The organism is Clostridium saudiense (genome assembly GCF_000577815.1).
GTDB lineage: Bacteria > Bacillota > Clostridia > Clostridiales > Clostridiaceae > Clostridium > Clostridium saudiense.
In genome coordinates this window covers 90,076-102,497 of record NZ_CBYM010000010.1, presented here as the reverse complement: position 1 = coordinate 102,497, position 12,422 = coordinate 90,076, and the positions used below count along the sequence as shown (strand labels likewise).

13 protein-coding genes are annotated in these 12,422 nt (G+C 28.7%); 3 read left to right on the top strand and 10 right to left on the bottom strand.

Going from position 1 to position 12,422, the window contains the following annotated elements; all coding sequences use genetic code 11:
- Positions 1-420: 420 nt before the first annotated feature.
- Positions 421-1,866, bottom strand: coding sequence for an N-acetylglucosamine-specific PTS transporter subunit IIBC (nagE, locus tag TY07_RS07395; RefSeq protein WP_042397450.1), 1,446 nt, complete (start codon positions 1,864-1,866; stop codon positions 421-423).
- A gap of 423 nt (positions 1,867-2,289) precedes the next feature.
- Between nagE and TY07_RS07390 the strand changes: the two genes are divergently transcribed.
- Positions 2,290-2,820, top strand: a complete 531-nt coding sequence (locus TY07_RS07390) for a PTS sugar transporter subunit IIA (RefSeq protein WP_074431752.1) — start codon at positions 2,290-2,292, stop codon at positions 2,818-2,820.
- A gap of 41 nt (positions 2,821-2,861) precedes the next feature.
- On the opposite strand, the gene TY07_RS07385 is transcribed toward TY07_RS07390, so the two are convergent.
- Positions 2,862-3,716 (bottom strand): PRD domain-containing protein, encoded by an 855-nt coding sequence (locus TY07_RS07385; protein WP_042397447.1) that lies wholly within the window; start codon positions 3,714-3,716, stop codon positions 2,862-2,864.
- A gap of 20 nt (positions 3,717-3,736) precedes the next feature.
- On the bottom strand, positions 3,737-4,666 hold the full coding sequence (locus TY07_RS07380) for a GNAT family N-acetyltransferase (protein ID WP_042397444.1): 930 nt from the start codon (positions 4,664-4,666) through the stop codon (positions 3,737-3,739).
- Positions 4,667-5,018: 352 nt separating this feature from the next.
- Here TY07_RS07380 and TY07_RS07375 point away from each other — a divergent pair, with 352 nt between their 5' ends.
- Complete coding sequence (locus tag TY07_RS07375; protein WP_196049015.1) at positions 5,019-5,504, top strand: DUF4230 domain-containing protein; 486 nt, start codon at positions 5,019-5,021, stop codon at positions 5,502-5,504.
- Positions 5,505-5,679: 175 nt separating this feature from the next.
- Here TY07_RS07375 and TY07_RS07370 read toward each other — a convergent pair whose 3' ends face one another.
- Entirely contained in the window at positions 5,680-6,396 is a 717-nt protein-coding gene (locus tag TY07_RS07370) for a tRNA threonylcarbamoyladenosine dehydratase (RefSeq protein ID WP_042397441.1), read from the bottom strand.
- A gap of 311 nt (positions 6,397-6,707) precedes the next feature.
- Here TY07_RS07370 and TY07_RS07365 point away from each other — a divergent pair, with 311 nt between their 5' ends.
- The gene (locus tag TY07_RS07365) at positions 6,708-7,403 is read left to right on the top strand and encodes a 5'-methylthioadenosine/adenosylhomocysteine nucleosidase (RefSeq protein WP_042397438.1); all 696 of its coding nucleotides are present in this window, start codon (positions 6,708-6,710) and stop codon (positions 7,401-7,403) included.
- A gap of 49 nt (positions 7,404-7,452) precedes the next feature.
- Here the strand turns inward: TY07_RS07365 and serC are convergent, their stop codons facing one another.
- The 6 genes from serC to TY07_RS07335 all read right to left on the bottom strand — a co-directional run bounded on the left by serC (position 7,453) and on the right by TY07_RS07335 (position 12,313).
- The gene (gene serC / locus TY07_RS07360; RefSeq protein ID WP_042397436.1) at positions 7,453-8,535 is read right to left on the bottom strand and encodes a 3-phosphoserine/phosphohydroxythreonine transaminase; all 1,083 of its coding nucleotides are present in this window, start codon (positions 8,533-8,535) and stop codon (positions 7,453-7,455) included.
- Positions 8,536-8,609: 74 nt separating this feature from the next.
- Entirely contained in the window at positions 8,610-9,866 is a 1,257-nt protein-coding gene (locus tag TY07_RS07355) for a DUF1015 domain-containing protein (RefSeq protein WP_042397432.1), read from the bottom strand.
- A 63-nt stretch (positions 9,867-9,929) separates the two neighbouring features.
- Entirely contained in the window at positions 9,930-10,877 is a 948-nt protein-coding gene (locus tag TY07_RS07350) for a D-2-hydroxyacid dehydrogenase (RefSeq protein ID WP_042397428.1), read from the bottom strand.
- 247 nt (positions 10,878-11,124) lie between these two features.
- Complete coding sequence (locus TY07_RS07345; RefSeq protein WP_042397426.1) at positions 11,125-11,313, bottom strand: hypothetical protein; 189 nt, start codon at positions 11,311-11,313, stop codon at positions 11,125-11,127.
- 396 nt (positions 11,314-11,709) lie between these two features.
- Positions 11,710-11,958, bottom strand: coding sequence for a pro-sigmaK processing inhibitor BofA family protein (locus TY07_RS07340; protein ID WP_042397423.1), 249 nt, complete (start codon positions 11,956-11,958; stop codon positions 11,710-11,712).
- 79 nt (positions 11,959-12,037) lie between these two features.
- Complete coding sequence (locus TY07_RS07335) at positions 12,038-12,313, bottom strand: DUF2508 family protein (protein WP_042397421.1); 276 nt, start codon at positions 12,311-12,313, stop codon at positions 12,038-12,040.
- Positions 12,314-12,422 lie beyond the last annotated feature (109 nt).

Here is a 12,422-nt window from a genome sequence, read left to right as displayed (position 1 = left end):
ACCGAAGCGACTTCCTTATCTTATCACCAATAAACTTTCTTGTCAACATCTTTTTCAACATTTTTTTGTTGTAATGTTTTTAAAGATTTGTCTTTCGACTTATCGGCTGTCCCTGAGGACATGATTTATAATACCACAGCAGCTTATGCATTCTTAAATGCTATTTCCCATTATATGAATTTAATATCGTTTTTCTTTATTTTTCGTCATTATTCTCTATTTATTTCATATTGATACACCAGGCTAAGTTAACTATTTTTATAGTGTTATATCCCTTTCATAATACTCTTAATCTCATTAAACTATTTTTCTTTTTATTCAATTAATACATTCTGCATATATATGTATACTTATATTTATTATTATAAAAAAGGTCGTACAATCCTAAAACTGTACGACCTTTTAAGTAGTTACTAACTATTACTTACATAATTTTTTTAACTCATCAGCTACAAATTGTACTTGTGTACCTACTATTACTTGTATATTTGTTTTTCCTGGTCTAATTATACCAGCAACACCAGCTGACTTAATAACTTTTTCATTAACCTTGGTATTATCTTTAATTTCTAGACGTAATCTTGTTACACAGTTATCAATACTTACTACATTTTCTTTTCCACCAAGACCTTTTAATATAGTTTCTGCTACTGCAGTAAAATCATTATTTTCAAGTTTAATATCCATTTCTCCATCGATATCATCATCTTCTCTACCTGGAGTCTTTAAATTAAACTTTGTAATTGCAAATCTAAAAACGATATAGTATATTACACCAAATATTAATCCAATTCCAAGTAACCAAAGTGGATTTTCTGCAAATGGTGCTTTAAAGCTTAAGAACCAATCAACAAAACCAGCACTAAAGTTAAATCCTGCTCTTACTGGTAATGCAGCACAAACAGCTGCTGATATACCAGTCAATACAGCATGTATTAAATATAACCCTGGAGCTAAGAACATAAATGCAAACTCTAATGGTTCAGTTACACCTGTAAAGAATGAAGCTAATCCAGCTGCTAGTAATAATCCAGCTACTACTTTCTTTTTATTATCTTTAGCAGTATGATACATTGCTAAAGCTGCTGCTGGTAACCCAAACATCATTACTGGGAAGAATCCAGTCATATACATACCTGTTTGACCTAGTACTCCACCTTCCATAGTTCCCCAGAACTTACCGATATCATTAATTCCTGCAACATCAAACCAGAATACTGAATTTAATGCATGATGTAATCCAAAAGGTATTAATAATCTATTGAAGAATGCATATATACCTGCTCCAATTGATCCTGTAGAAATAATTGCTTCACCAAACCCTACTAATGCTCCGTATACCACTGGCCATACAAAGAATAAAATTAATGTAGCAACTATTGAAGCTCCTGCAGTTACTATAGCAACACATCTCTTACCACTAAAGAAACTTAAAGCTGCTGGTAACTTAGTATTTTTAAACTTATTGTAACAGCTTGCTCCAATTAAACCTGATAATATACCAATAAATTGTGTTTGAATCTTTCCAAATGCTGCTGGCACTTCTGAAACATCAACACCTTTTAGCATAGCTACAACACTAGTTGATAATAAAGTCGTTATCATTAACCAAGAAACAAGTCCTGCCAACCCAGCTGTTCCATCATTATCATCTGACATACCGACACCAACACCAATTGCAAATAAAATTGCCATATTGTCTACTAATGCTCCCCCTGCTTTAATTAAAAAAGCAGCTGCAACATTATTTGCTCCCCATCCTGATGGATCAATCCAATATCCAATTCCCATTAGAATTGCTGCTACTGGTAAACACGCTACTGGAAGCATTAATGATTTACCAAGTCTTTGTAAGTACTTCATCATAATAAAATTCCCCCTATTTTTTTATTTGTTCATTATTGTAAGACTAACAAAATAATTAAATTTTATAATTTCAATAATAAAAAAAGCTGAAAAGAATATAATATATCCTTTTCAGCTAATGCCCACTTTTATGGTTGCACGCCTCACAATTTGAACTTAATTTATTTTACAAATTTATTATAAAATACCTTGGCATCACTTGCCAACGTTTTCAAAGCTTTTTTTATTTTAGTAATAATTTACTATACATATTGACATACTATTCTCAAAAATATATAATCTAGATTGAAACGTGTTACTGTTAAATCAGGCATAAGTTAATCTTTAATAAAGATATACTTATGCCTTTTTATTTTATACCCAAAAATTGTGTAATCTTATTTTTAGAAAGGAAGTGAACCCTGATTATAATCAGGAAATATTATGGCTAATTTTTTTAAAAAATTATTCGGAAAATCAGAAGAGAAAGTAGAAACAAATACTTCAGTTGAAGCTCCAAAGACTGCCCTAGTTGCAGTTGCAACTGGTGACTTAATGCCTTTATCAGAAGTGCCAGACCCTGTTTTCGCTGGAAAAATGGCTGGAGATGGTGCAGCTATTATGATAACTGGTGATACTGTTGTAGCTCCTGCTGACGGTGAATTATCATTAGTGTTCAAAACTAAGCATGCATTTGCAATGACTTTAGAAAATGGACTAGAATTATTAGTTCACATCGGTGTTGATACTGTTGGATTAAACGGTGAAGGTTTTGAACAATTAGTTGAAGCTGGTACAAAAGTAAAAGCTGGTACTCCAATCATTAAGATTGATAGAGATTTCATTTTAGGAAAAGGATTATCTCTTGCTACTCCAGTTTTAATTACAAATGTTGATGCTGCTAAATCAATAAATGCAGTTGAATCAGGATCAGTTACTGCTGGTAAAGACGTAGTTGTTAACTTCGAAGTTTAATAAATATAAAAAAATAGCTAAGGCAATGCCTCAGCTATTTTTTATTTACATAACGTTAATCTAAATCTTTCAATATGCATTGCTATATACGCAATTTCATCTTCCTGTACCTTTTTATCTAATGAAGTTTCAATTATCTTAGATACTTCTTCTGCAATTTCATAAGATATAGGATAAGATTCCTTAATTGCATCAATTAAATCATTTTTTAATAAAGTATCTGTCAATATTCTTTCAATAGTAAATCTTATGTGAGATAAAAATCTAGCATAATCAAGAGACCTTTTATTTATTTTTGCATTAAATCTTTTTTCTATATGAGCTACTATTCTATTAGCTAAATAGCTATATTTTATTGTATTGGATAGCTTTCTTCCATTTCTTGCCGAATGTATATGCAAAGTTATAAATCCAATCTCTCCCTGTGGAAACTTCACTCTATATTTACGTTGAAGCTTTTTAATAATCTTTTTTGCCATTTCAAATTCAACATTATATAAAGTCTCAATTTCTACAATAAACGGATTACTTATTTCCTCTTTATTTTTTAATCTTTTCATTGCTACTGCTAAATGATCTATCAATCCAATATGGATGGATTCATTAAGTTCTTCTCCTAATTCCTCTGATATTTCAGCAATAGCCTCTTCACAAATAGCAATAAATTCACCATCTACTCTATTGTAAACTTCTTTTAAATTCTGTTGATTTCTTTCATCTTCAATTGAAAAAATCTTATCTACTTCTAAATTTTCTTCTAAAATATCTCCAAACCTTTTATTAAACCCTATACCTTTAGATAAAAGAATCTTTTCCACACCTTGATCTTTTACCAGCACCATATTATTATTCAAAGCTTTAATAACAGTACTTTTTCCCCTTAATTTAACCCCCATAATAAACACCTCCCAAAAATTTAGAGAATTTTATAAAATGTAATATGATCACTCCACTTACCATTTATATATAAATACTTTTTATTAAGACCTATCTCCTCAAAACCACAAGATAATAAAACACCCTTTGATCTTTCATTAGTAGTTAATACAGATGCCTCTAATCTGTGTAAATCTAAATAATCCTTTGCGTAATCTAATATTAAATTTATAGATTCCTTCATATATCCCATACCCTCATAATCTTTATCTATAGCATAACCTAATATCCCACTTTTAAATACTCCATAAACGATATTAGAAATCTTAATCTTTCCAATAAGCTTACCAGATAAATATATTCCTAAATCACTACATACACCAGTCATTAATTGCCTATAGCTTTCTAATAATAACTCTTTTTGTACTTCATAAGTAAAAAAGCTATTATCTCTTACTGGTTCAAATTCTCTCAAGTGTTCTTTATTTCTTATATAGTATTCTAATAACTCTTGAGCATCATCTGGTGTAAAGTTTCTAATTACAACATTTTTTCCTATAAGTTCAACTATGTTAGCCCTACTTGAGCATAAATAATCATTTCTATTAATTCCAAAGCTTAACTCATCATAAAAGCATCCCTTTAAGAATATATTGTCTGTAAAAATAGCTTCCAATATGAATCCACTATCTAAAAATGGTTTTAAATTTATATTTTCACTTACTGTAACATTAGCCTTAAAAATATTATTATTTTTAAATACAGCCTTCAATATCGCTTCTAATGTTATCTTTAATAAATCATAATTATCTTCTCTATAGAACTTTAGCTTCAAATTACACTTTTTATTTTCTTTATCTAATTCCGTTATTGTAAATCTTCCTATTACAATTTTATCTTTATCCTTAATTATATAATCATCTAATGTACCCTTTATAAGCTCTATATTTACTCCCTTTTGATTATCCATACTAACTCTCCTAAACCACATTTTAAGCTATTCTTATTATACAAACAAAGTAGTAAAAAACTCAACTAACTTTATAGTAAAAATATAAATATTACTTACTGTAATATCATTACTTATTAACTAATATATTTAATTTATGTGAATTTAATTATATCAATAGTTCAAGGTGGGGGTTATTATTTTTTTATCTAAAAGAAAATATAAATTTAAAACTTTCAAATTAATATTTCTTATAATTTTTATAATATTTTTATCATTAATTCTTTTATATACTAAATATCCCAATAAGCTGAAAAATTTACTTCCTAATGCTCTAAATATAAAATCATCTGAAATTTTAACTGAGGATACATTGATTAATGAAATTAAAGATGTAAATAAGTTAATTCCACTAGAAATTGAACTTAGTGAAACCTTAACAGTAGATAATACTTATTTTAATTTAGATATATTTAAAAAATCCAAAAAAATAACCTTTTTTGCTAATTGCTCTTATTCAATAGATTTTTCAACCTTATCTACTAATAATATAAAAATTGATAACTCAAATAAGGAAATATATATTACAATACCAAAGATAGATATTTTCAGTATAGATATTGATGAAAATAAAACTATATATGGTGATACAGAAGTTGGTCTTCTTAGGTTTGGTGATTTAAAGCTTTCTTCCGAAGAAATAAATGAAATATATATAAATGCTAATGATATGTTTAGTAAAAAAATGAATAATCAAGATTTCTATACACAAACCCTAAAAAATGCTGAAAATTCATTAGAAAGCTTGCTGTTTAATTTAACTGGGGAACATTATGATATAACTTTAACCTTATCTTAATCATTTAAAAATACTGCAAAATAATATTTTAGTTAGAAGTTAATAATTAATAGTCAAGGACCAAATTCAGCTGAACTGAATTTAAAAAAATATATATTTTAAGAAACTCCACTAGGAGTTTCATCCTTAACTATTAACTCAAAACTACTAACTAAAAAAGCTGCTGTGCACTTTTTTATTTTATTCCTGTTAAGTCTTTAATAACTTCTCCACCTATTATCATTCCAGCTACTGGTGGTACAAATGATATACTTCCTGGAGTTTGTCTTTTTGCTGATGGTACAGCCCTTCCCTTATCTGGTGTCATTGGCATTTCTTCAGAGTAAACAACCTTTAATTTCTTTACTCCTCTTTTTCTTAATTCATGTCTCATAACCTTTGCTAAAGGGCATACCTTTGTCTTAAATACATCAGAAACTCTAAATTGAGTTGGATCCATCTTATTTCCAGTTCCCATTGAGCTTATTATATTTATATTATTTTTGTAGCAATATTCAGCTAATGCTAATTTTGATGTAACTGTATCTATAGCATCTACTACATAATCAACATCTGATGGAATAATCTCAGATATATTATCAGCTGTAATAAATACTTGTTTAGCTTCAACGTTACATTTTGGATTAATAGAAATAACTCTTTCCTTCATTGCTTCTACTTTTATCATTCCAACAGTAGCTTGTGTTGCATGTATTTGTCTATTTAAATTTGAAATACATATAGTATCATTGTCTACTAATATTAAGTTACCTACACCAGCTCTTGTTAATGCTTCAACAACAAAACTTCCAACTCCGCCAATTCCAAAAACAATTACTTTTGAATTATGTAACTTATTTATTCCCTCTTCACCAACTAGTAATTCAGTTCTACAAAATTCATTTAATGCCATCTTCAGTTTCTCCTTTAACGTTTATAATATATTGTTACTTATTTTAAACTATAGCCCTTATTTATACAAGTAACTAATTTAACCGTTTTTACACTATATTTATATTTCTCTACTATTAAATACTTACATGAAAGTATATAATATATTTTATCTGATGGCTAGTCGTTGTAACATTCCACATCATTATGTAGGAAATAACAACGGACACATCCCTAGATAAAGAGTTCTAACCTTAAGGTGGAATTAAAATTCCATCTTAAGCAAAAAATTCAGTTTATGTAAAACTATATATTTATAAATGGAGGTTTAATATGATTTTAGGAATAATTGGTGCTATGTCTGAAGAATTAGAAATTCTATTAAAAGACATGGAATTAGAAACTGTTGAAGAAAAAGCAAAAATGAAATTCCACAAAGGAAAGTTATGGGGACACAACGTTGTGGCTGTAGTATGTGGTATTGGTAAAGTAAATGCTGCTGTTTGTACTCAAATACTTGTATCTGAATATAATGTTTCTTCTGTAATAAACGTTGGTGTTGCTGGTGGAATAGGAAAGGACATATTCCCTGGTGATGTTGTTATAGCTGAAAATTTAGTTCAATACGATATGGATACTACTGCTTTCGGTGATCCTGTAGGGCAAATTCCTAGAATGGATACATTTGATTTTAAATGTGATGAAAAATTAGTTGAAACTGCTAAAGCTGCATGTGCTGAAGCTTCTGATTTCAAGACATTCTCAGGAAGAATAGTATCTGGAGATATGTTCGTTGCTTCATTAGATAAAATTCAATGGCTAGAAAAAGAATTCCAAGCATTAGCTTGTGAAATGGAAGGAGCAAGTATTGCTCACGTTTGTTACTTAAACAATATACCTTTTGTTGTTATTAGATCTATTTCTGATAATGCTAATAACGGAGCTCATATGGACTTTGAAAAATTCACTCCAATTGGAGTGAAAAACTCAACATTTATCTTAAAAACAATGTTAAATAAACTTCAATAATCTATAAAGAGTTAAGACTTTTATTAAGCCTTAACTCTTTATTATTTAATTATTTATTTTCAGCTTCAAACTTCTTCATAAATTCAACTAAATATTTAACACCTTCAATTGGCATAGCATTATAAATACTTGCTCTCATACCACCAACTGTTCTATGCCCTTTAATATTTTCAATCCCTGCTTCTTTAGCTTCCTTAATGAACTTAGAATCTAAGTCCTTATTTCCTGTTACAAATGGTACATTCATTAAAGAACGATCCGCCTTTACAACTGTACCTTTAAATAATTCACTTGAATCAAGAAAATCATAAAGAATTTTGGCCTTTTCTTCATTTCTAACTTTCATAGCTTCTAATCCACCTAACTTTTTAAGATGTTTAAATACCTTACCACAAATATAAATTCCATAAGCAGGTGGAGTATTATATAAAGATTTATTATCTGCATGTATCTTATATTGAAGCATTGTTGGAGTTCCTTCGAGTACATCCTCTGTAATTAAATCTTCACGTATTATTACAACTACTGTACCTGCTGGTCCAATATTTTTTTGAACTCCAGCAAATATTAATCCGTATTTAGTAACATCGATAGGTTGTGATAATATATCTGATGACATGTCAGCAACTAAAACTTTTCCTTTTGTATCAGGAAGATTATGATAAGTAGTTCCATAGATTGTATTGTTATGGCAGATATACACATAATCTGCATCATCACTAACTTCTATCTTGCTTACATCAGGAATATAAGAAAATGTCTTATCTGCTGATGAAGCCAACTCATTTACCTTTCCATACCTTTTTGCTTCTGCTGCTGCTTTTTTAGCCCATTGACCTGTTATAATATAATCCGCAACTCTATTTTTCATTAGATTCATTGGAATCATTGCAAATTGTGTTGAGCCTCCACCTTGAAGGAATAGCACCTTATAATTATCTGGGATGTTCATTAATTCTCTTAAATCTCTTTCTGCATCCTGAATAATTTCTTCAAATGCTTTAGAGCGATGGCTCATTTCCATTACAGACATTCCTGTTCCTCTATAATCTAACATTTCTTCTGCTGCTTCTTTAAGAACCTCTTCTGGTAACACTGCTGGTCCTGCTGCAAAATTATATACTCTTGACATAAAAATGTCCCCCCAATTTTTCATTATATTTTGTTTTTTAATAGCCCTCTTTATTTTATTATTAATATATTTTATTATTTATGAACCTCTGTAAGCTTATGAACAAATAATCCACTTCTAGGTTTTGGTTCAAACCATGTAGACTTAGGTGGCATTATCTTTCCTGCATCAGCTATGCTCATTATATCCTCAATAGTAGTAGCATACATAGCAAAGCTTACTCTCATATCATTATTTGCCCTCTTTTCTAATTCCTTTAGCCCTCTTATTCCACCTATAAATTCAATTCTATCTGATTTTGTAGGATCATCAATTCCTAATATAGGAGATAATAAATTATTTTGAAGAATAGATACATCCAACCTGTCGGTTGGATCATTTTCATCAAAACTTCCTTCTTTTGCCTCTAATTTATACCACTCTTTATCAATATACATACCAAATGTATGCTTACTATCAGGTTTAAATCTTTCATTATTTAATGTCTTTTCCACTGTAAATTTCTCCTCTACAGCTTTAAAAAATGCCTCCTTTGAAAGTCCATTTAAATCCTTCACAGTTCTATTATAATCTAAAACTTCTAACTCACTATCTGGATATGCTATAGCTAAGAAATAGTTAAATCCTTCAGTTCCATTATAATTAGGATTTTCTTTTCTTCTTTTTAAGCATACTTCAACTGCAGATTTAGTTCTATGATGGCCATCTGCTATATACATGTATTTAACATCCTTAAATAAATGTATTAATTTATTTATCTTTTCTTCATCATTAATTACCCATACAGTATGTCCATTACCATCTTCTGATATAAAGTCATAAACTGGCTCTTCTTTTATACTTTCATCTATTATTTTAGAAATACCATAATTTTCTCTATAAGTTAAAAATATAGGTCCAGTATGCGCATCACAATAATCAACATGATTTATTCTATCACGTTCTTTATCTGCTCTAGTTTTTTCATGCTTTTTAATTATATTATTTATATAATCGTCTACTGAAGCACACATTACCAATCCAATTTGACTTTTACCATTCATAGTTTGTCTGTAAATATAAAAGCATTGATTTTCATCCTGGATATAATATTTCTTTTCTATCATTTCATCTAAAACTTCTCTAGATTTTTTATACACTTCTTCACTATATATATTAACTTTTCCTGGGAAATTAATTTCTCCCCTATCTACATGTAAAAAAGAATATTCATTTTCTTCTACCATTTCACGAGCTTCTTCAGTATTCATTACATCATAAGGTAATGCTGCAATCTTTGAAGCTAACTCCTTTACTGGTCTATATGCTTTAAATGGTTTTATAATTGCCATTGGTTATCCTCCTTAAACTTGCCCTCAATTAACTATTACTTATATTCAATCTAATAATATAAATTACACAGATTCTATAGTTTTAGCTGCAATAGAAGAAACCTCTTGCTCAAAATAATTAGCTATGGTTGTTACTACTTCTTCACCAATTCTATTTTGAGCTTCCTTTGTTGCCGCACCAATATGTGGTGTAACACTAACATTAGGATGATTTACTAACTCTTTATTATTGGTTGGTTCTTCCTCAAAAACATCAATTCCTGCCCCAGCTACTTTTCCAACATTTAATGCATCTAATAATGCTTTTTCATCAACAACCTTACCTCTAGAGCAATTAATTAAATATACTCCATCCTTCATTTTTTCAATTTCATTTTTACCTATTAAAGATCCCTTATTTTTGTCATAAGGAACATGTAATGAAATAAAATCTGATTTCTTTAATAAGTCATCAAATTCTAGAAAATCATATGAAAGATTATTTTGTTTTCCAAATATGTCATTGTAAACAACATTCATCCCCAATGCAGTAGCTTTAGTGGCTAATGCTCTACCGATTCTACCCATACCTATAATTCCAAGAGTTTTAGCACCTAATTCAATCCCCTCATATTTTTTCTTATTCCATTGTCCATTTCTCATAGTGTAATTTGATACTCCTAAGAATCTAGCTACTGCAAACATATGCCCAATAGCTAACTCTGCAACAGAATCTGAACTTGCATTAGGTGTATTCTTAACTATTATACCTTTTTCTGTAGCATAGTTTACATCAATGTTATCTATCCCCACACCAGCTCTAATAATTAATTTAAGCTTTCCCCCTTCTTCAGCATCAAGTATATCTGCTGTTATCTTAGTTGCAGACCTTATTACTAATACATCGAAATCTTTTAAAACCTCACCTAATACATCCTTATCATAGTGTGTATTAACAACTTTAAATCCCATTGAAACTAGCTTGTCAACCGCCCCTTGTTGCAACCCGTCGTTTGTTAATATTCTAATCATTTTTCTTGCCCCCAAATATTATATTTTTATTTATTGCTTTTTGATATTTTACTACTTTCTTACATTTTATACAACTATATCCTTAATGTTTTTTGCTATTTTTTTAAGTTTTAATATTTTTTTGCATTTCATATAATCAATTTGACTTAATTTATAATACCACTTCTTATTTTTTATCATATTTTATTTACATTAATTTTGTGATTATATTTCTTGAATAATAATCATAAAAAAATAGGAGCTACTCTTAATAGCTCCTATTTTCCTCATCATCAAAAATTAATATAGATTCTGTTTCTCTACAATATTTAACACATTTACATTGACCTAAATGTCTTGGACATTTGTAACATAAACATCCTGTATCAGTTCCATCACATCTACCTTTATCAAACTCAGGACAATATCTACAATTTACTCCATTTCCTGCTGGCATAGTGAAACCTCCCTTAAGTTATAACTATGATTTTTAATATACAAAATAAATAAAATTCATTTATTTATTTTTAATTATATATTAGAAAATTATATACTTATAAAAGCGATTTAACAACAATTTACATACATATTTATATGTTAAGTGGGTAAAGTATTATTGTAGACGGTACATTATTTATTTTAATGTACTATTTATATAGAAAAGGGTGTAAGCGGATGTAGTGCTTACACCCTGATTTATTTTTTATTTTAAAATAACTGTAACACTTTTTAATAAATCTTAATACTATGTATTATGCAGAAGCTTTTCGCTTACGGCAATTTAGAAAATCTTCTAACTCCCGTCTATATAAACTTAGGGAATCTTCATCCACTGAAGATCCCCTATTTCTATTTAAAAAAACATTTGAAAAATTACTAAGAATATTACTCCTGGAATTCCTAAAAAGCCAGCAATAAGTGCTGTTATTGGATTAATGGTAATATAGAAATTTAAATATTCGCCAATAAAATTAGCAACATATAATAAAACTATACCTATAATTCCATTTATTAATAACTTTATTGGCCATTTTAATAGCTTAATTATTAAGTATAATAAAGCTAATCCAACTAAAGCATATATAACCATCTCTATGTTCATCTACTAATTCCCCCTATATAATATAAAATAACTACTATAATATAGTATTATATTTTTTTATATTATATAACAATATTCTTTATATTTCCATTTCCTCTTTAGCTTCAGCTTCTTTTCTTATATTTGAATATTGCTCTTTTGCAACTGATAATATATAGTCTACTTTCTTTTTTGCTGCTTCTTCTCTATAAATAGCTGCCTCTATAAGTTTTGGATCGTTTACTGAATTAAACATAGCTTCTGCTACTTCAAGCTCAATTATAGCTTCATGCATTTCATTTAATATTTTATTATCAATGGTATCGTCATCCTTATAGTGTACTAAAATAAAATTTAAAATATTTTTTATACTCATTCTGCCCCTCCTAAAAACATTTATTTTAGATACTATCCACTTTTTACTATATTATTCAATTTAAACCATTCTTATATTCTATTTTTATAATATTATAAGGAAACTCGAC